Below are 20,034 nucleotides of genomic sequence, written 5' to 3'. Positions count from 1 at the left end.
CAGGCGGCTCCCGGGCTTCATCTCGCTCAGGAACTTGGGGCGAAGCAGGATGTTCACATTGGTGAAGAGATAGATCAGCATGACCGTCGCTTCGCGGATGTCGGTCTCGAAGAAATCCTGCCTCACGAACCGCACCCGGTCCTCGACGCCGGCAGCCCTGGCGCGCGACTCGCTTGCCGCGATGAGTTCCGCGTCGATGTCGACCCCCACCCCACGGCAGCCCGTTTTCTTCACCGCCTCGATTACGAGCCTCCCGTCCCCGCACCCCAGATCGTAGACCACATCGCTCGCCTTCACGCCGGCGAGGCGAATCATCTCGTTTACGACTTCATACGGCGTCGACACGTAGGGGACATCGGCAAAGGTCTGCTTGCCAAGGTACAGCCCGTCCCACAGGAAAGCGGTGTCTTCCGGCGCGGCAAGATCGGATCGGCTTCCGGGTAAGGTTGCCAGAAGTGCAAGGACGGCAAGACCGATCAGGCCGATGGAAACCCAGGATCTCTTCATGCCCCTCCCTGTTTACGGGCCGCTCCCCCTGCCGGGACCTTCGATCGGAGGGCTGTCCCCTCCCTGTCTGGTATCAAAAATACAGGCGAAAAACAAGACCTTGACCCCGCCGCGCGGCGGCCATGACAGGGAATTCATTCCCCGGATACCCTCTTCTTTCACTTCCCCCACTTCCTTCACGATCAATAGGGCCTGATATGTCCCCTAAATAATTCTTGACAATTTGTTCATAGATCTATATATTCCATCGATTACGTCATATTGCGTTGCTAGAGATCCGGATATTTCAGTATTTGGTTCGATGGCTCCCCCGTTTGATTCAGTCCATCAGATGCGGGGAGTTTTCTTTTCGGTACAAGGACAACAACACACTAACTGCAGGGAAAAACACATGAAAAGCGACATCAAGAAGGTCCGAAACATCGGGATCAGCGCCCACATCGACTCCGGCAAGACGACCCTGTCGGAACGCATCCTCTTCTACACCAAACGCATCCACGCCATTCACGATGTCAAGGGCAAAGACGGCGTCGGCGCCACGATGGACTCCATGGAGCTGGAAAAGGAGCGAGGGATCACGATTGCCTCCGCGGCGACCTTCTGCGAGTGGCTGGGCCACGAGATCAACATCATCGACACCCCCGGGCACGTCGACTTCACCATCGAGGTGGAACGCTCCCTGAGGGTCCTCGACGGTGCGATCCTGGTGCTCTGCTCCGTCGGCGGCGTCCAGTCCCAGTCGATCACCGTGGACCAGCAGATGAAGCGCTACAAGGTGCCCTGCATCGCCTTTATCAACAAGTGCGACCGCAGCGGCGCAGACCCGTCCCGCGTGACCGCCCAGCTCAGATCGAAGCTCGGCCACAATGCCGTCGCCATGCAGATCCCCATCGGCCTGGAGATGGATTTTCAGGGTGTCGTCGATTTGGTCGCCATGAAGGCCCTGTACTTTGACGGCGAAAACGGCGAAACGGTCCGCGCCGAGGACATCCCCGCCGAGTATCGGGAAGAGGCAACGGCCAAGCGGCTGGAACTCATCGAGTCGGCATCCATGTTTTCCGACGAGCTGATGGAGGCGGCCCTGGAGGAGCGCGAAATTCCCCAGGAGCTTCTGATCTCGGCGTTGCGCGCAGGGACGATCCGCCGCGAGCTCACGCCGGTCTTCATCGGATCGGCCTACAAGAATAAAGCCGTGCAGCCCCTTCTCGATGCCGTGAACGCGCTGCTGCCCTGCCCCTCGGATGTGGAGAACACGGCCCTGGACACGGACAACAACGAAGCGCCCGTCACGCTGAAAAGCGACCCGGACAAGCCGGTCGTCGCGCTGGCCTTCAAGCTCGAGGACGGCCACTACGGGCAGTTGACCTACATCCGCGTCTACCAGGGCTCCATCGGCAAGGGCTCGACCATCGTCAACGTGCGCACGGGCAAGAAGGTCAAGGTCGGCCGCGTGGTGCGCATGCACGCCGATCAGATGGAGGACATCGATGCCGTGTCGGCCGGCTACATCGGCGCCCTGTTCGGAATCGAGTGCGCCTCCGGCGACACCTTCGTCTCCCCGGGCGTCAACCTTACCATGACCTCCATGTATGTCCCCGAGCCGGTCATTTCGCTGGCGATCGTGCCCAAGGACAACAAGTCGCAGATCAACATGTCCAAAGCCCTCAACCGCTTCACCAAGGAGGACCCGACCTTCCGGACCTACGTCGATCCGGAGTCGAACCAGACCGTCATCCAGGGCATGGGCGAGCTGCATCTCGACGTCTACGTCGAGCGCATGAAGCGCGAGTACCGGGCCGAGGTCAAGACGGGCATGCCCCAGGTCGCCTACCGCGAGGCCGTCAGCCAGGCCGTCGACTTCGATTACACCCACAAGAAGCAGACCGGCGGCGCCGGCCAGTACGCCCGGGTCATCGGCCGGCTCGAGCCCCTGGCCAAGGGCGCCTTCGAGTTCGTGAACGACGTCAAGGGCGGCCGCATCCCCCGCGAGTTCATCCCGTCCTGCGAGAAAGGCTTCCGGGCTTCCCTCAGGAAGGGCCAGCTCATCGGCTTCCCGGTCATCGGCGTGAAGGTCGTCGTCAACGACGGCCAGTACCATCCCGTCGACTCGTCGGACATCGCCTTCCAGACGGCCGCCCAGGGGGCCTTCAAGCAGGCCTACATGAAGGCCAAGCCCCAGATCCTCGAGCCGATCATGAAGGTCTCGGTCGAGGGGCCGTCGGAATTCGCCGGCAACGTCTTCGCCACCATCAGCCAGCGCCGGGGCGTCATCATCAGCTCGGTCGAGGACGGCACGTTCTCGCGGGTGGACGCCGAGGTGCCGCTGGCCGAGATGTTCGGCTACTCGACGGTCCTGCGCTCCCTGACCCAGGGCAAGGCCGAGTTCACCATGGAATTCCTGAAGTACGGCAAGGTGCCGCCGCACATCGCCGAGATGCTGACCGAGCAGCACCTCGAGGCCGAGCGGAAGAAGTCCCAGAGATAGCGAGGAGACGACCATGACGATCACGGTCAAGGAAGAGATCATCAAGCGCAGCCCGCTGCGGGTGCTCGAGAAATCCATATCCGGCGGGCTGGGCAAGGGCCACGTCGGCGTCCTGGCCAGCCGCAAGGGCGTCGGCAAGACGGCCTGCCTCGTCCACATCGCCGCGGACAAGCTGCTCCAGGACCAGTATGTCATCCACGTCTCCTACGCCAGCCGGGTCGACTACATCGTCAACTGGTACGAGGACATCTTCAAGGAGCTCGCCAAGGCGCCGAAGATGCGGTCGGCCCTGGACGAGTTCGACGAGCTCATCCGGCGCCGGGTCATCATGAACTTCAAGCAGGACGGGGCCCGGACGGAGCAGGTCCTGCGCAGCCTCGAGGCCATGATCGTCCACGGCAACTTCCGGGCCGGCACGGTCATCGTCGACGGGCTCGACTTCGACCAGGCCGGGCCGGACGACCTGCGCAAGTTCCGGGACTTCGCCGGCCGCCTCGGCCTCGAGGTCTGGTTCAGCGCCTCGCTCAAGAAGGACGAGCCCCTGTTCGACGAGCAGGGCATCCCCTACGAGCTGAAGGACTTCCTCGGGACTATCGACGTTCTGATCTCGCTGCAGCACCACGGCGACCACGTCCACTTCAACCTGGTCCAGGACCACGGCCGGCTGGCCGCCAAGGACATCCGGCTCAAGCTCGACCCGACCACGCTGCTCATCGCCAAGGAGCCGCGCCGCCGCGCTTCCTAGCCTGGCTTTTCGTTCGAGGGCCCGACACGGCCCCCCTGGTCAACAGAAGTGAAGCAGGTCCCCTCGAGCCGCGGATGGCAGGAGACAAACTTCCTTGAGCTTCCAGCCGATAGGAACGCGAATTGGGTTTCATTTCGCTCGATTTGTCGGGACCAGCGGCTGGATAAGCCTAAGTTGAGGCCCTAGTTGAGTTCTCTATCCCACGGTTCATCGGAGGGATGCTTGCCCGATGGGCTTTCCCTGGAGGCATTCTCAAGCGAGCTAAGATCACGAGACTTGCCTTTTGACTCGCCCTGACGGGTGTGCTATATCTGGCCGGTATCGCGCCCGGGCGCAGAATGCGCCGGGCCACCGGAGACCATGGACAGGATCACCTTCCCGCCGGGTACGCGCCTGGCGGTCATCGACCTCGACGGCACGCTCCTCAAGGGCCTGAACGCCGAACGGATCTTCTACCTCGGATTGTTCGTCCACGGCCGGGTCGGCCTGATCAAGATGGCCGGGTTCCTGCTGTCCCTCGTCCGCGACACCCTGCGCATCGGCTTCCGGAACGCCATCGGCTCCAACGCCCTCGTCCTCAGGGGCCGGGACCCCGAGGAGGTTCGGGCCTGGGCCGTCGCGTTCGGGCACGGCTTCCTGCGGGAGGCGGTGCCGGAGGACCTGCGGGCCAAGATCCTCAGCCTCCGGGCGGGAGGCTGCCGCATCGTGCTCCTCTCGGGCTCCCTCCAGATGATCGTCGACCAGCTCCGGGAGCGGCTCGAGGCGGAGGTCCTCATCGGGACCGGTCTCGAAGCGGCCGACGGCAAGCTGACCGGCCGCAAGACCGGCATTTTCGCCTACGGCCGGAGAAAGATCGACGCCCTGTTCTCCCGGATCGACCCGGAAGGGATCGACTGGCCGGGCTCCTGGGCCCTGGCCGACCGCATCTCCGACCTGCCCGTCTTCGAGCTCGTCGGCCATCCGGTGGCCGTCCACGGCGACCGCAAGCTCCGGCGCCTGGCCCGCAGGAAGGGTTGGGAGATCATCGGCAAGCGCTAGGAACGGGACGGTCCCCCGGGCGATCCGGAAATCGGCTTTTTTCCAGATCGCGGGAAGCCCCTCTCTCCGGCTTGGTCCAGGGCATCGCCGCGCCGGAAGGGTGAGCCTGGCGATATGATCGGAGAACCCTAGAACAGGCAGCTCAAGCCGGCAAAGGTCCGCGTTTCCTGGCTGGCGGCGCTGACCGTCCCGATCTTGCCCCGGCGATGGATGCCTTCGATCCCGGCAAAGAACCGAACGGGGACGGCGCCGAGGCGCCAGCCCGCCTGGAGGAGATAGCGGGTTCGGGTGTCGGAGGCGCCGACATTGTTCGTGACGGAGTCCTGGTACCGGTCGCGCCCTTGCCAGGACCCCCAGGCCTGGCCGCTGACCAGGCCCCGGACCCAGAGGTTGCCCCAGTTTACGTCGATGCGGGCCGAGGTCGTCCCGCCGTAAGCGTAATAGTAGCCGTAATAAGAAAGCGTCGTCTTCAGGCCCGCGATCGAATGATCGCCGGAATAGGCGTTGAAGGCGAAGGCGTTGATCATGCCGAAGTCGGCGTAGGCGTCAGCGACAGCCCGGACTTTGATCCCGCGGCCGAACCAGGTCCAGTCGACGACGGGACCGAACATATGGGCCACCGTCATCTTGTCCCGGAAATCGGTCGGAGTCGCCGGCGGGGGGTCGATGTGGACCTGGACCCCCCGGGCGTCGTAAGCAGCCGGACGCTTGCGCAAGTAGGTCAGGGCCGAGCCCAGCCCGATGGAGAAGGCCGAGCCGCGGCCGAGCTCGTCGATGGACTGCCGGTACCAGCTCAGCCCGACGACCCTGGCGGCGATGTCGACCTCCTCGGCCGTCCCGGCTTTGAGCTGATCGTCCTCCGGCCGGCGCTGTCTCAGGGTCAGGCCGATGGAGAGCTCGCTCAGCGACGTGTCCGCGAGGAACTTCTTGAACGTGCCCGGCCGGCCGTATCCCGGGACGCGGAGGAGCTGGGTTTCGATATCGATCCGGCCGGCGCCGTAGGACTGGCGGCCGGTTTCCGCGGAGTGCCAGCCGGCGACCGAAAAGACCATGTTGGCCCAGCCCGGCTCCTGATAGACGCGGGAGGCCGGGTTCTTACGGTCCAGCCACTGGTTGATCTCGTTGACCGGGTTGACCAGGCCCAGGATCTTGAGGACCGGCGACTTGCGGTGGTGGAAATAATCCCCGATCTGGAACCACGCCTCCCCCAGGGAATAGCCGCCGAATGTCGTAAGGGCCATGTCGTTGATCGAAATGACCTCGCGCCACTCGGAAACATATTCGTATATGGCGGAGCAGGTGAACGTGGCCAGGAGCGACTCGGGCCAGGTCAGGTAGTTGGACCGGGCCATCTGATAATAGAAGGCCCCGCCCGGCACGTGGATCCAGTTGGTGAGGTAGGCGTTGGAATCGAAGGTGACGGCCTGGAGGGTCAGGAAACGCTTGTACTGGTCGGCGAAGGTCAGCTCGAACTGCCAGTCCTCGATCCAGTCATGATAGGACAGCCAGTACTCGACCGTGGAGACGGCCGCGACTAGCCCTTCCTGGACGAAGAACCGGCGCCATTTCTTGGGCATGGCCGCGGGAGCGGCGGCGGCCTTCGAGCCGGCTCCTTCCGCCGCGGGCGAAGCCGCCAGGGAGAACGCGACTGCGGCCGGGACGGCCTCTCCGTCACCGGGCGCGCCGGAGGCGGCCGGGCAGAAGGCGGGACGCTCCGCGGCCTGAGACGGCGGGGCCGCGGCGGCGGCCAGGATGACGGCCAGGAACGCGGCCGAAAGATATCGGATCAGCGGACGGTCCATGGGATACTTGCTTTGTTTCCTCGAAATAATGGATTAAAATAGGCCTTTCATCCTGGAGAGTCAAGCGATGTTCAAGCTCATGCCGGCAAGCCGGGAACCCGGCCTGTCCGCCACGCGGGGATCCCGCGCCCGGGCCCTCGTCTTCCGGTTGATAGGATATGCCGGCGTCGGCCTGTTCATCTACCTGATCGTCAAGACCGGGACGAGGGAGATCCTGCGGGCCATCGCCCGGCTCTCCGTGTTCGAGATCGCCGCCCTCCTGGGCCTCCGGGTCGTCTATTGGCTCATCCGGTCCCTCAACTGGCGGGCCCTGCTCAACGCCTCCGGCGAGCGCCTCCCCTTCCGCGAGATCTTCGGCGCCCGGATCGCCGGCTACGCGGTCAGCTACCTGACCCCGGCCGGGAACCTGGGCGGCGAGACAGTCCGCGTGCTTTGCCTCGACGGCGCCGACCGCAACAAGATCCTGGCCACGGTCGTCGTCGACAAGACCATCGAGTTCCTGGCCGGCCTTTCGACGATCGCCCTGGCCGTCGTCTTCCTCATCACCGAGTTCGCCCTGCCCCGGCGCCAGGAGATCGAGCTATTCGTCGCGATCGCCCTGCTGATGCTGGGCCTCGCCTTCCTGATCCTCAAGCAGAGGCAGGGGCTTTTCACCTGGGCCATGGACGCCCTGAAGAAGATCAAGATCCGCGTCCCCTTCCTCGAGAACCGGCGGGACAAGATCCTGGAGACCGACGCCCACATCTCCGATTTCTACAACCGGAACAAGGGGCTGTTCCTGGCCCTCTTCGCGTCCTATTTCGGCCAGGCCTGGCTCTGGGCCCTGGAGATCTACCTGACCTTCGTCTTCCTCGGGGGAGCGCGCCCGAGCCTGTTCCTCTGCTTCCTGATCGTCACCCTGGGGTCGTTCTACACGTTCGTGCCCATCCCGGGATCGGTCGGGATCTACGAGCTGACCTACGTCTCCCTCTTCGCCCTGCTCCACATCGAGATGTCCGCGGGCATGGCCGTCATCTTGATCCGGCGGCTGGTCGGGATGATCTGGGCGGGGTTCGGGCTCATGCCCCTGGTGCGGAAGAAAGCGAGAAAGGCCGTCAGCGCGCCGCAGGCGTCTCCGGATTCCTGCCCTTCCGCAGGAACCGGACCAGCTTGATGATCACGCCGGGGAAGGCCATGAGGAAGACCCCGGCCAGGATGAGCTCGGGGTGGCCGGCCACCGAAACGAGGAAAATGATCACGGCCGCCAGGCTCTTGGCCTCGGCCCCCTCGCCGTTCTTCTCCGCGCGGGTATAGAGCAGGTTGATATAGTAAAGGCCCAGCTGGAGAAAATAGAGGCCGATCGTCAGCAGGGAAAAAACGAGGAAGGCATGGCTCCCGCTGTGCCGGAAGTACCCGGCGGAGGCCCCGGCCATGACGGCGAAATCGGCTATGCGATCGAGGAACAGGTCCAGGTAGGCGCCGTAGCGGCTGGTCATGGACTTGGCCCGGGCCAGCATGCCGTCCGCGGCGTCGAAGATCGTCGAGACCAGGGTCAGGCAGCCGCCGAGAGCGAAGAAGGCATGGTTCCCGCCGACATAGGCCGCGCCGGCCAGGAGGGCGAAGACGAACGAGGCCAGGGTCAGCTGGTTGGGGGTGATCCCGGTCCGGAACACGGCCTTGACGACGAGAGAGGCCGGCGGCCGGACCAGGTACCGGTCGGCCGGAAGGAATTTGTGGATGAAGGGGTAGGACGAGACGCGCTTCATCGCTCTCTGGAAATCGTACTCGCTCTCGGGCGCGCTCATCTTTCAGGCCTAGCCGTGTTTTATAATCCACCCGGCCGATTCCGTCAAGTTCGGCCCCGGGCGTCCTCTCCGTCTCCCCGGGACGGAATGACTCCTCCCCCGGCGTCACCCCCCGGCCGTGCTCGGCGCTTCAAAGCGCTCTCCGGCATCAGCGCCTGCGCGCGGGCGGGGGGCCCCCCACGCCGCTGCGTCATCATCCCGTCCCGTCTTCGATCGACGGAGACGACATCCCTCGGCCTGGGATGATATAATGTCGACATTGACCGTCGGAGGTGTACGCATGAGGAAGCACATCTGGCTCGCGGCCGCGGCTCTGCCGCTCCTGGCCCTGTCCCTCGGGGCGGCCTTCACGAAAGAGGACATCAAGGTCCATTCGCTGGCGAACGGCCTCAAGGTCCTCCTCGTCGAGGACCACAACATCCCCAGCGTCGCCCTGTACACGTTCTTCCGCGTCGGGTCGCGCAACGAGCGGCCCGGACTGACCGGCGTCTCCCATTTTATCGAGCACATGATGTTCAACGGGACGCCGGCCGTCGGCCCGGGCGAGTTCGACCGCCGCATGGAGTTCCGGGGCGGCAGCAACAACGCCTACACGGGCGACGACTTCACCGCCTACACCGACTGGTTCCCGCCGGCCGCCCTCGAGGCCATGATCGCCATGGAGGCCGACCGGATCCAGGGCCTGGCCTTCGTCCCCGAGGTCTTCGAGTCCGAGCGGGGCGTCATCGCCTCGGAGCGCCGCCTCGGCGTCGACAACGACAACGACGCCCTGTTGTCCGAGACGGTCCGGGCCACCTCCATCATGGCCCATCCCTATCACTGGGACGTCATCGGCTGGATGAGCGACATCCTGAGCTGGCGCCGGGACGAGGTCATGGCCTATTACCGGACGTTCTACGCCCCGAGCAACGCCATCCTGGTCGTGGTCGGCGACATCGAGCCCGCCAAAACGATGGCCCTGATCGAGAAATATTACGGCCCGGTCAAGTCCTCCCCTCCCCCGCCGCCGGTTACGACGGTCGAGCCGCCCCAGATCGGGCCCAAGGCCGTCCTCATGCGCAAGGAGGCCCAGGTCCCGTCCTTCCTGGCCGTCTGGCACGGGCCGAGCGTCAAGGACCCCGATTTCCTGCCGCTCTCGATCCTGGCCAAGCCCCTGCTCGAGGGCGAGAGCAGCCGCCTCTACCGCCGGCTCGTCCGCGAGGAGGAGCTGGCCATCGACGTCGGCGGCGGCATCCAGGAGACCATCGATCCCCAGCTGTTCACGATCTATATCAAGCCCCGGCCCGGGGCCGACCTGGACCGGATCGAGCGGGTCCTCGAAGAGGAGCTGGCCAAGGTCCGGACGGGCGGCATCACCCCGCAGGAATTCGACAAGGCCCTGAACATCATCCGGACCGGATTCTACCAGGGCCTGCAGACGGCCGCCGGCCGGGCCAACCAGCTCGGCGCGACCGAGGTCCTCTACGGCGACTTCGCCAGGCTCTTCACCATCATGGACGACTACGCCGCGGTCAAGGTCGATCGCGTCCGGGAGGCCGCCGCCAAGTACCTGGTCGAGACTAACAAGACCGTCGGCCGGCTCGTTCCCGAGGGAGGTGCGAAATGAGACGCTTCAGCCGCGCGGCCCTGGTCCTTGTCCTGGCCGTCGCCCTGACGGCGGCCGCCGTCCGGCCCTTGCCGGCCGCCCCGCAGCTGCCGGCCCCGGCCAGGATCGTCCTCGGGAACGGCCTGACCGTCTATTTCCTGCGGAATGCCGGCGTGCCGCTCGTGAGCTTCCGGATGTTCATCGGCGGCGCCGGCTCGGCGGCCGAACCGGCCTCGGCCGAAGGCGCCGCCGGACTGACGGCCGCGCTGCTGACCAAGGGCACCTCGAAGATGAACGCGGATGCCGTCGCCGAGGCGCTCGACTTCATGGGCGCCAATTTCGGCATCGGCGCCGCCGAGGAATACGCCCAGGTTTACGGCGACAGCCTGGCCCAGCACTTCCCCCGCCTCCTGGAGATCGCCGCGGCCGCCATCACCGACCCGGCTTTCGCCGAGGCGGAGTTCAAGAAGGAGCGGGACCTGCGCGTCGACGGCCTCAAGGCGGCCAAGGACGATCCCGGAACGGCCGTCGGCTATTATTTCCAGAAGGCCTATTTCGGCGACCACCCGATGGGCCGCCTGGCCTCGGGCACGGAGGCGGCCCTCGGGAAGATGACCGTGCAGACGGTCAGGGATTTCTATAAGGCGCATTACCGGCCCGACCGGGCCGTCGCCGCAGTCGTCGGCGACATCGACGCTGAGGCGCTCAAGCCGCTGCTCGAAAAGACCCTCGGCCGCATGGCCAGGCCGGCCGGGCCCGCGCCCGCCGCGGCCATCCCCGCCCTGCCCCGGCCGTCCGGCAAGAAGCTCGTCCTCATCGACAAGCCCGATGCCACCCAGGCCTACTTCATGCTCGGCGCGCCCGGCTATGCCATGGGGGACAAGATCACGGCCGCGGCCTCGGCCATGAACACGCTCTTCGGCGGCCGGTTCACCTCCTGGCTCAACACCGAGCTGCGGATCAAGAGGGGCCTGACGTACGGCGCGCGGAGCGGGGCCAGCAGCTGGGCCGCGGGCGGCCTCACGACGATCAGCTCCTACACCAAGAACGACAAGATCGGCGAGATGCTGGACATCGTCTTCGACCTGCTCAAGAAGGCCGGCGGCGGGTTCGGCGCGGAGGAGACCGAGAGCGCCCGCAACTACATCCTCGGCCAGTTCCCGCCGACCCTGGAGACCAACGCCCGGAAGGCCGCCGCTTACGTGCGGCTGGCCTTCTACAAGCGCGGCTTCGACGAGTACGACAAGTACCTCGACGAGATCGGCAGGCTCGACCCGGCGGCCCTGAAGGCGGCCGCCGCCAGGCTGCTGCCGCGGAATGATTTTGTGCTGGTCGTCGTCGGCAAGGCGGCGGAGATCCGGCCGCTCCTGGCCAAGTACGGCGCCTGGCAGGAGAAGAGGATCAGCGACCCCGGGTTCTAGCCCGGGAGGGAAAGGGGCCAAGGAGGACGTTGACCATGATCCCGAGAAAACCCCTCGCGGCGGTCCTGGCGGCCGTCGCCCTGGCCGCGGCCCCGGCCCTTTTACCGGCCCAGGAGCTGGCCCCGCCGGAAAAGATCGCCCTGCGTTTCGGTCCGGCCGAGGGCGTCCGCCTGACCTACACCATTTCGAGCGTCATCAACGTCGACGGCAAGAATTTCATGGGCACGGACCTGGCCCTCAACGCCGACTCCCGGGGCGAGATCCGGCTCCTGGCCAAGCCCTCGCCGCGCGACACCGTCCGGGCCGACATGACCAGCCCGGGCATCGACGTCAATATCCGCCTGCCGGAGAAGGTCGTCTCCCAGAAGATCGGCGCGACCCAGGGAGAGCCCCTCGACGTCGTCTTCAACCGGACCGGCAAGGTGGAATCCATCCGCAACCCCGAGGCCCTCGGCGGCGGCAATCCCTTCAACATCTCCATCCCTCAGATCCTGCGCGACTATTTCCCGGCCTTCCCGGCCCAGCCGGTCAGCCGCGGCGAGAGCTGGCTCGAGAGCCGGCGCCTGACCATCCCCTTCCAGGGCCTCGACCTCCAGGTCGACCTGGCCATCACCTCGACGCTCGACGACATCCTGCCGGCCGACGACGGACGGCTGGCCCTCGTCTCGTCGGTCTACAAGGTCACGGTCTCCGGGTCCAGGGACCTCAGCGGGACCCAGGGGGTGTTCGAGGGCGAGGGCGTCGGCGCGGGGTCGCTCCAGGTCCATGTCGACCGGGGCTACTTCTCCGAATACCGCGTGGATTTCAAGACGGACGCCGCCTTCGTCATGAAGAAGGGGCAGGAGCGGCTGGCCAGTTTCCCCTTTTCGTTCTCGGCCTTCGCCGAGGTCGTCCTGCTCAACGCCGAAGCCCCGATGCCCGCCATCCGCTAGCCGGCGGCGTCCCGGCGGGCGGACCTCAGTCGCACTCGATCCTGATCCAGCGGTCGAGGGCGGTGAAATATAGGCCAGATTCCTTGACCTTTTCGCCCGTGATCCGGCCCCAGAACCGCGTGTAGAGCCGCACCTGGGGACGGTAGTGGCCGGCCAGCGCGGCCAGCGCCTTCTCCCGGTCGTCCGCCCCGGCCCCCTCGACGGCCGCGGGCAGGCGGTCGGTCTTGTAATCGGCGATGACCCAGCCGTCCGGCTCCTCAAAGAGCAGGTCGACCGCGCCGGCAAGCGAAATGGGCGCTCCGGGAACGGGCACGACCGGCCGGCCTCCGGCGGCGGGGACGGGTCCGACGGCCGCGGCCAGATCCTCGTACCCGGGCTCGCCCGGTCCGACGACGACCGAGAAGGGAACCTCGTAGAGACGGCGGCCGGCCCGCATGGCCCTCGTCCAGAACGGCGAGCGGAGGATGCCGCCGACATGGGCGGCCAGCTCCCCGGCGTCCGCGGGTCCCCGGCCGGCCGCGACCAGGACGTTCCGGGCCAGACGGACAAGCGCGCCGTCCGCAACGCCGCCCGCGGCCGGTCCCGGCCAGGACGAGGCCAGGGTCTTCAACATGATATGGACCTCCGAGCCCCAAAGGCCGAGCCCGCCCTTGGCCCAGGCCGGCGGCTCGGCCTCGCGCCGGGCCAGCGCGGTCACGGTCTCGTGGAGCGAAGAGGCGAGGGAGGCGCCGGCCATCTTCCGCCTCAGCTCCTCCCGGCCCTTGATCACCTCGCCGGCCTTCACGCCGCTCCGCTTTCCGGAAGGCGTCGCCGGGCGCGACGGACCTCGGCCCGGAACCGGCGGATATTCCGGGAGCTCCTCGATCCCGGACAAGCCCTTGCCCAGCGGCCCCCAGGCGCTTCGCGCCCCCAGGTCGCCCTCGTAGGCGCTGACGACGAGGAGGTCCCGGGCCCGCGTCGCCGCTACGTACATCAGCCGGTCCTCCTCGGCCGCCCCGTACTTCTTCTCCTCGGCCGCGCTCTCGTCCCAGCCGGCGGGTTGGGAGACCGTCTTCGTCCGGAATTCGCCCGCCGGCTTGGTGAAGCGGAAGTGGCCGATCGGCGACCGGCCCGTCCGGCGGACGTGCCGGTCGGGCTCGAAATCGGCGCACCCGGCCGGGTTGGCCAGCCAGACGACCGGGGCTTCGAGGCCCTTGGCCTTGTGCAGGTTCATCAGCCGGACGGCGTCGCGGCGGCCCGGCGCCAGGCTCATCTCCTCGACGGGCCGGGCGCCGACCCATTCCTCCATGAAGGCGACGGCGGAGGCGAACGTGGTCATGTCCTCGTTCTCCCGGCTCCGCAGTACCTCGACGAGCTTCAGGACGTTGCCGGCCCGGCTGCCGCCCGTCTCGGCCGCGACCAGGTGGTTGAGAAGGCCGGACTGCTGGAGGATGGTCTCCAGGGCCACGGACGGCGGCACCCGCGTCGCGAGATCGCGCCAGTCGCGGAGGACGCCGAGGGCCCGCCTCACGCCGGCCGCGCCGGCCCCGTCCTCCGGGATCTCGAGGCAGCAGAACCCGCCCCCGGCGGCGCGGTGCTCCAGCAGCTCCTGGTCGCTCAGGCCGAAGAACAGGCCGCGCAGGACGGCGACCGCGGCCACCGGATCATCGGGATCGTCGATGGCCCGGAGGAGGTTCAGGACCTCGGCGATCTCGGGGCTTTGGGCGAAGGCGTCGCTGCCGGCGATCTCGAAGGGAACGCCCAGCTCCTCGAGCTTCCGGGCGTACTTGCTCATCCGGTCCTTGTAGCGGAAAAGGATGAGGAAGTCGCCCGGCTCGGCCGGCCGCGCTCCGCCTTCCCCGTCGTCGAGGAGGAGGTGGCTGTCCAGGGCCCAGGCGACGAACCCGGCCACCCGGCCGGCGTCGATCCCGGTGATCTCCTCCTTGACGTGCCGGGAGACCGCCGGGACCGTGGCCTTGAAGACGCCGGAAAGCGTTCCCCGGCCGCGGCCGCGCACCGTCTCCAGGGGCATGAAGCCGGCCTGATACTCGTCCGCTTCGGCCGGGAAGATCCCGCCGCGGCCAGGATCGAAGACCGGGTTGACCCAATCGGCGATCGGGCGCAGGGAGCGGAAGTTCGCGCTCAGCGCCAGGACCTCTCCCCCCGCGGCCGTGATCCGTTCCTTGACCAGGTTGTAGATATCGATGTCGGCCCGCCGGAAGCGGTAGATCGACTGCTTGGGGTCGCCGACCAGGAAGAGCGAGCCGGGCGCGGGGACCAGCCGGGTCCAGTCCTTCTCCGTGTCGGACGTCGCCGCGAGAAGGAACAGGATCTCGGCCTGGATGGGATCGGTATCCTGGAACTCGTCGACGAGGACCGGATGGAAGCGCTTGCGGAAGTAGGCGCGGACCTCGGGATTGTCGCGCAGGAGCCTGGCCGCGAGCATGAGCTGGTCCTGGAAGTTCAGGCGGCCTTCGGCCCGCCGCCGCTCGGCGTAGAAATCGACGGCCGGGCCGAGGAAGGCCAGGGCCCGGTCGTGGCGGAACTCGCGCCACTCGCGGAGCGCGGGCGCGGCGGCCGTCTCCTGGAACTCGCGGGCCGCGGCCAGGAGCCGCTCGGCGTCCGATTTCTCGGGCCAGCGGTTCTTGGTCACGCCGAGTTCCTTGTCGAACAGCTCGACCGACTCCATGAGCAGCCGCGGGTCGTCGAAGCCAAGGTTGCGGCGCCGGCGGAACAGGCGGACGAACAGGGCCTGGAGCGGATCGCGGCCTTTCGCCGGCCTCTCGCGGGGGACGAGATCCGAGGCCAGGTCGATGAGCCGCCCGAGCTCGCGGCGGACGGTCCCGAGCTCGGGCGGCGCGGTCCGGCCCCGTGCCTGCATGACGTCGGGGAACGCGGCCACGGCCTTGAAGGCGGCTTCGAGGTCGGACGGCTGGAGGCCGGCCCCGTCGAGCCCGGCCAGGGCCGTCTCGTTCTCGAGCCGGGCCCGGGCCTGGTACTCGTCCCAGCTCTTCTCCAGCAGGACCGTGTCCTCGTGCTCTTCGAGCTCGCGGAAGTCCGGGTCGATGCCGGCCTCGATCGGGCGTTCGCGCAGGAGCCGGGCGCAGAAGGAGTGGATGGTCCCGATGAACGTCCGTTCAAGACCGGTCAGGGCGGCCTCGAGCCGGCCCCGGACGACCGCGTCCTTCTCCCCGAGGCGGGCCCGCTCCAGGGCCACCTGGAAGCGGCCGCGGAGGTCGGCCGCGGCCTTTCGGGTGAAGGTCACGGCGGCCAGGGTTTCGATGGGCGCGCGGCCCGAGGCCAGCAGGGCGATCATCCGGTCGACCAGGCTCCTGGTCTTGCCCGAGCCGGCCCCGGCCTCGACGAGGAAGGTCGTGCCGAGGTCGTCGCGGATGCGGTCGCGGGCGGCCTGGTCGGGCGGCGGAGTCCTTCTGGCGCTCATCATTTATACTCGCCCAGCCTGTCGTAGGCGGCGAAGACCTCGGGATCGGCGTCGCGCTTCGCGGCCGATCTCGACGGCCCGCCGGAGACGCAGACCGGAAGAAAATCGCAATAGGCGCACTTGACCTCCGGGCCGGCGATGAAATAGCCCTTCTCGAGCAGGCCGAGGAGATCGCCGAGCAGGAGCCGGAGCCGGGCCCGGTCGAAGTTCCGGACCATGATCTCATGGCCCTCGCCGCGGAGGGACGGGAAGAGATAGCCGCTCTCGACGACCCGGGCCGCCCGCCCGGGCCGCTCCCGGGCCAGGATCTGCTCGAGGGCGACGGCATAGAGGGCCGGCTGGAGGGTCCGGCCGCGGCCGAAATGGACGACGTCCTCGTAGGGCGCGGGGCTCCCCGTCTTGTAGTCGATGATCCGGTAGGCGTCCTCGCCGAGCCGGTCGACGCGGTCGATGAAGCCCCGGAACAGGAACGATCTCCCGTCGCCGATAGCGATCTCCTCGCCCTCGATCGGCTTCTCGAAGGCCAGCGGCCGGCCCCGGGGCTCGCGTTTCTCCTCGGCGGCGAGGAAGATGTCGAGCGCCGTCCGGATGTCCCGGCACTCGCTCTCGAAGATCTCGCCCGAGGGCGGCGGGATCCGCCGGCGCGTCGCGGCGATCTCCCTGGCGGCGATCCGGTCCATGAGCGGGGCGTGCCGCGCCGCCTCGACCTCCTCGCCGTTCTTCGCCGCCTCGGTCATGAAATCGCAGAGGATGCCGTGGATGAGGCTGCCCCGCTGGAGCGGATCGAGCCAGCGGGAGCGATCATAGACCGCCTCCTCCGGCGGCCGGACCCCGAGGACGTGGCGCAGGAAGTAGGCGAAGGGACACTTGGCCAGCAGCTCCAGCCGCGTCGCCGACATGACTGCTTTCCGGCCGGCCAGGGGATCGATCTCGTCCCGGAGAGGCCCGATATCGACGAGCCCGTCGTAGGCCGTCAGCTTCCCGCCGGCCCGGGCTTCAGCCGCGGCCAGGCCGGCCGCGAGGCCGGGGAAGTTGGCCGCGACCGTGAGAGGCCCGTCGGGCCGGGGATCGGCGGTCAGCCGGTCGAGCCACCAGTCGGCCTCGTCGAAGGCCCGGCCGGCCCCGCCGGGCAGGAAGCCGGACGCTTCGGGCAGCCCGGCGTCGAGGGCGGCATAATCGAGATCGGGGTCGCCGCGCAGGACCCGGAAAGCCTGGAGAACGATCGAGGACGGGAACGAGGCCCGGCCCTCGACGAGGTCGAATGAGGAGTAGCTCAGTACGACCCGGCCGCGCCGGCCGGCCAGGGTCGAGGCCAGCCCGTAGAGGCGCGACCGCAGCACGTCGGCCGACGTCGCGAGCGACGGCGAGACGGCCGCCCGCTCCTCGTCGAGGAGGACGGGGTCCTGGAGGCCGCGGCCCGGGAAAGCGGACTCGTCGAGCCCGGCCACGAACGTGACCCGGCGGCCCGAGCGGCCGCCCGTCGAGAGCCCGGCGACGTGGAGATGGCCGGGCAGGGGCGGCGAGGCCCCCACCCGGAGCGAGGCGCCGGCGGTCCGGACGAGGTCGAGGGCCGCCTTGAGCGGCAGGGGCGGGAAGCGGTCGTCCGCGACGAACTCGTCCAGGCGCTCGAGCAGCATCTCGGCGGCCCGGCGGTCGACGTCGGACCCGTTCCTGCCGAAGTCCCGGACGAGCCGGGAGAAGGCCCGGCCCAGGCTCTGGATGCCGCATTCGCCGGCCGCATCCGGCTCCGGGATGAGGGCCAGGATCAGGTCGACGGCTGATGCGAGCGATCCGATCTCGGCGATGGCCGCAAGCAGGCCGGCCCGCCGCCCTTCCCCGTTCGCGGCCTCGTCGTCCTCGCCGTCGTCAGGGCGATCCTTCAGGGCTTCGAGGTCGGCCTTCTTGCCCTCCCGAAGGGCGGCCAGCCGGTCGGCATAACGGTCCCGGCCCCACCCGATCATGGCGGTCCGGAGATGGCGGCAGGCGGCGCGGGCCGCGAGCGGCGACCCCGACGGGCCGGCCGGGAGCACGAGGTCCCCGTTCTCGAGCAGGCGGCAGAGGATGTCGCTCGAGAAGTCGTCCGCCAGCCAGGCGGCCAGCCCGAAGAACAGCCGGCCGGGCGAGGTGAAGGAAACGGGGATGCCGTCCCCGAACGTGACCGGCAGGTTCGTGCGGGCCGCCAGGAGGTAGAAGACCGTCGCGTGGGCCGATCCCGGAGGCGCCAGGACCTCGGCCTGATCGAAGGGGACGCGTCCGTCGTAGAGCCGGCGCAGGATCTCTCGGCACTCGTTGGCCGGGCCGAGGGCCCGGAATATGTCGATCTCCGTCTCTCCGGCTATCCCGGCGGGGACCGCCCGGCGCGGGTCGAAGAGCCAGGACAGGCGGCCGGCCGCCGCGGGATCCGCCGCGGGCCGGGACGGCCAGGGGGAGCGCGGTTCCTCCAAACCGAAGACAGGCTCGCCCGGAACGAGGACGAGACGGTCCGCCGCCGCGCTTCGGACCAGGTCGGCCTCGAGGCGGCTGAGCGGCAGGTCCGCCGGACAGAGGAGCCACGGCCGGTCGGCCGGGCCGCGGGACGAGGCCCGGGCCGCCGCGGCGAAGAGCCCGGCCAGGTCGAGGAGGCCCGCTTCCTCGAGGGCCCGCTCGTAGCGGCCGAGGAGCAGGGCCAATTCGCGGCCCTTCGCCTTCACCAGGAAACGGTCGGGCCGGAGGTCGGCGCTGGTCCGGCCGTCGAGGCGGAGCTCGCGGACGGCCCGGTGGAGCGCCTGAGACAGCCCCGGCGACGCGCCTGCCCGGCGGAAGTACTCGAGCCGGCCCTCGGCCAGGAGCTCGCGGAACAGCCGGTCGGTCAGGGCCAGCTCGGCCGTGGCGGTCATGGGCCGGGCCGCGGCCTCTTCCCCGCCCCACTGCAGGGCCTCGGCCGCGAGCCCCGGCGTCGTGACGAAGCGGAGGTTGACCCAGGCCCCCGCTTCGCGCGCCAGGGACTCGCCGGTCTCGCGGCCGGAAACGAACGAGGGAACGACCAGGACCTTCTCGTCGAGCGTATGTTCGCGGCAGAACCCGGCCAGGCGGCGGACCAGGGCGCTCATCGCTTCCCCGGCCAGCGATAGAGGATCACCCGATGGTCGCGGCCGCCCTGGCCGGGCAGGACCTCGGTCCGGACGATGCGGGCGTCCCAGCCGGGGATCCGGTAATCATGGGAGACGATCCGGGCCCCCGGCGGCAGGTCCCGCTCGAAGGCGGGGGTGAGGGCCTCGAGGGATTCCGGCAGCAGGTAGAGCAGCAGGACCGTGGCCTCGGCCAGGCCGGCCTTCGTGGCGTCCAGCTGCAGGAAGCGGACCAGATGGTCGACGCCTTCGCGTTTAGCCGAGGCCCGGCACTCGTCGAGGAGCGCGGGATCGATCTCGATGCCGACGCCGCGGCAGCCCCGGGCCTTGGCCGCGGCGATGACCATCCGGCCGTCGCCGCACCCGAGGTCGTAGACGACGTCCTTCGGGCCGATGTCAGCCAGCTCGATCATCCGGGCCACGACCTCGGGAGGGGTCGGGACGAACGGCGCGAGATCGGCCGCGTCCTCGCGGCCGTGGGAGCCCGGGTAGATCCGGATGACGCCGCTCTCGTCATAGCGGAAGGAGTACGGCTTGCCCGGGTGGACGAGATAGGTCATGGTCCGCCGGCCGCTGTCGAAGCTGATCTCGACCGGGTCGGCCGTGGCGATGCGGTCCACTGCGCCGACGGCCAGCGTCCGGGTATGGGCGACCGTGCCGGGGCGGCCGGGCATGATCGTGTAGGAGACGGGTTTCTTGGTGACGTTCCGGAGGGTCGTCTCCTCGCGGAGCGGCGCCGGCCCGGCCGGGCCGGCCGTCAGGTCGACCCGGTTCTTCGCTTCGCGGCCCGGCCGCCCGACGAAGAGCGCCAGGACGGCCAGGACCGAGAAGGCGGCGACGATGACCGCCTGAACGACGCGCTTCCGGCTCATTGTCATCTTCATGTCCCGCTCCCGGGGATCGTCCTTTCAAAGGTAGAACACGCCCGCCGTGATGTCAACGGCGCCGGAGCGTCTCCCCGCCGTCAGAACATCACGAGGAGCAGGGCGACGATCGCCAGGGCGGTCCAGACGAGGACCCGGACGAAGATCTTCATTTGGGCTTCTCCTGTCCCCGCGGCAGGCGGCGCGCCTTCCGGACCGCTTCCTTGAGGACATATTCCATCTGGGCGTTGATGCTCCGCATCTCGTCGGCCGCCCACTTCTCGAGGGCGTCGTAGAGCTCGGCGTCGAGCCGCAGAAGGAACTTCTTCTTATCGGCCAAGGCT

Annotated in this window: 14 protein-coding genes; 7 read left to right on the top strand and 7 right to left on the bottom strand. The window is 68.2% G+C overall.

The window, feature by feature from the left end; translation table 11 throughout:
- Window positions 1–507: class I SAM-dependent methyltransferase (locus tag ABFD52_02775; GenBank protein ID MEN6559687.1), on the bottom strand; the 507-nt coding region annotated here is incomplete at its 3' end.
- Window positions 508–898: 391 nt separating this feature from the next.
- Here ABFD52_02775 and fusA point away from each other — a divergent pair.
- From fusA to ABFD52_02760, 3 genes are all read left to right on the top strand, one after another.
- On the top strand, window positions 899–2,992 hold the full coding sequence (gene fusA / locus ABFD52_02770) for an elongation factor G (GenBank protein ID MEN6559686.1): 2,094 nt from the start codon (window positions 899–901) through the stop codon (window positions 2,990–2,992).
- A gap of 13 nt (window positions 2,993–3,005) precedes the next feature.
- On the top strand, window positions 3,006–3,737 hold the full coding sequence (locus ABFD52_02765) for a hypothetical protein (GenBank protein ID MEN6559685.1): 732 nt from the start codon (window positions 3,006–3,008) through the stop codon (window positions 3,735–3,737).
- Window positions 3,738–4,097: 360 nt separating this feature from the next.
- Complete coding sequence (locus tag ABFD52_02760; GenBank protein MEN6559684.1) at window positions 4,098–4,775, top strand: haloacid dehalogenase-like hydrolase; 678 nt, start codon at window positions 4,098–4,100, stop codon at window positions 4,773–4,775.
- Window positions 4,776–4,903: 128 nt separating this feature from the next.
- On the opposite strand, the gene ABFD52_02755 is transcribed toward ABFD52_02760, so the two are convergent.
- Window positions 4,904–6,577: a DUF3943 domain-containing protein gene (locus tag ABFD52_02755; GenBank protein MEN6559683.1), complete on the bottom strand. Its 1,674-nt coding sequence runs from the start codon at window positions 6,575–6,577 to the stop codon at window positions 4,904–4,906.
- A gap of 67 nt (window positions 6,578–6,644) precedes the next feature.
- On the opposite strand from ABFD52_02755, the gene ABFD52_02750 reads away from it, so the two are divergent.
- A complete protein-coding gene (locus ABFD52_02750; protein ID MEN6559682.1) occupies window positions 6,645–7,730 on the top strand; it encodes a lysylphosphatidylglycerol synthase transmembrane domain-containing protein in 1,086 nt (361 codons plus the stop codon).
- On the opposite strand, the gene ABFD52_02745 is transcribed toward ABFD52_02750, so the two are convergent.
- Window positions 7,672–8,361: a CDP-alcohol phosphatidyltransferase family protein gene (locus ABFD52_02745; GenBank protein MEN6559681.1), complete on the bottom strand. Its 690-nt coding sequence runs from the start codon at window positions 8,359–8,361 to the stop codon at window positions 7,672–7,674. The two genes, ABFD52_02750 and ABFD52_02745, sit on opposite strands and share 59 nt — an antisense overlap.
- Window positions 8,362–8,641: 280 nt before the next feature.
- Here ABFD52_02745 and ABFD52_02740 point away from each other — a divergent pair, with 280 nt between their 5' ends.
- The 3 genes from ABFD52_02740 to ABFD52_02730 are packed head-to-tail and all read left to right on the top strand — an operon-like array spanning window position 8,642 to window position 12,299.
- A complete protein-coding gene (locus tag ABFD52_02740; GenBank protein ID MEN6559680.1) occupies window positions 8,642–9,967 on the top strand; it encodes a pitrilysin family protein in 1,326 nt (441 codons plus the stop codon).
- The gene (locus tag ABFD52_02735) at window positions 9,964–11,367 is read left to right on the top strand and encodes a pitrilysin family protein (protein ID MEN6559679.1); all 1,404 of its coding nucleotides are present in this window, start codon (window positions 9,964–9,966) and stop codon (window positions 11,365–11,367) included. Before ABFD52_02740 ends, ABFD52_02735 begins: the two co-directional genes overlap by 4 nt.
- A gap of 35 nt (window positions 11,368–11,402) precedes the next feature.
- A complete protein-coding gene (locus tag ABFD52_02730; protein MEN6559678.1) occupies window positions 11,403–12,299 on the top strand; it encodes a hypothetical protein in 897 nt (298 codons plus the stop codon).
- Window positions 12,300–12,324: 25 nt separating this feature from the next.
- Here the strand turns inward: ABFD52_02730 and ABFD52_02725 are convergent, their stop codons facing one another.
- From ABFD52_02725 to ABFD52_02710, 4 genes are all read right to left on the bottom strand, one after another.
- The gene (locus tag ABFD52_02725) at window positions 12,325–15,720 is read right to left on the bottom strand and encodes a UvrD-helicase domain-containing protein (GenBank protein MEN6559677.1); all 3,396 of its coding nucleotides are present in this window, start codon (window positions 15,718–15,720) and stop codon (window positions 12,325–12,327) included.
- Window positions 15,720–18,809: a PD-(D/E)XK nuclease family protein gene (locus ABFD52_02720; GenBank protein MEN6559676.1), complete on the bottom strand. Its 3,090-nt coding sequence runs from the start codon at window positions 18,807–18,809 to the stop codon at window positions 15,720–15,722. Before ABFD52_02720 ends, ABFD52_02725 begins: the two co-directional genes overlap by 1 nt.
- The gene (locus tag ABFD52_02715; GenBank protein ID MEN6559675.1) at window positions 18,806–19,711 is read right to left on the bottom strand and encodes a methyltransferase domain-containing protein; all 906 of its coding nucleotides are present in this window, start codon (window positions 19,709–19,711) and stop codon (window positions 18,806–18,808) included. Before ABFD52_02715 ends, ABFD52_02720 begins: the two co-directional genes overlap by 4 nt.
- Before the next feature lie 148 nt (window positions 19,712–19,859).
- Complete coding sequence (locus ABFD52_02710) at window positions 19,860–20,030, bottom strand: hypothetical protein (GenBank protein MEN6559674.1); 171 nt, start codon at window positions 20,028–20,030, stop codon at window positions 19,860–19,862.
- Window positions 20,031–20,034: the final 4 nt, after the last annotated feature.

The sequence above is a fragment of the Acidobacteriota bacterium genome (assembly GCA_039683095.1).
In the GTDB taxonomy this organism is placed as follows: Bacteria; Acidobacteriota; Aminicenantia; order Aminicenantales; family Saccharicenantaceae; genus RBG-16-66-30.
The sequence above is the reverse complement of the archived record's forward strand: the minus strand, read 5'-3'. Positions and strand labels throughout refer to the sequence as shown.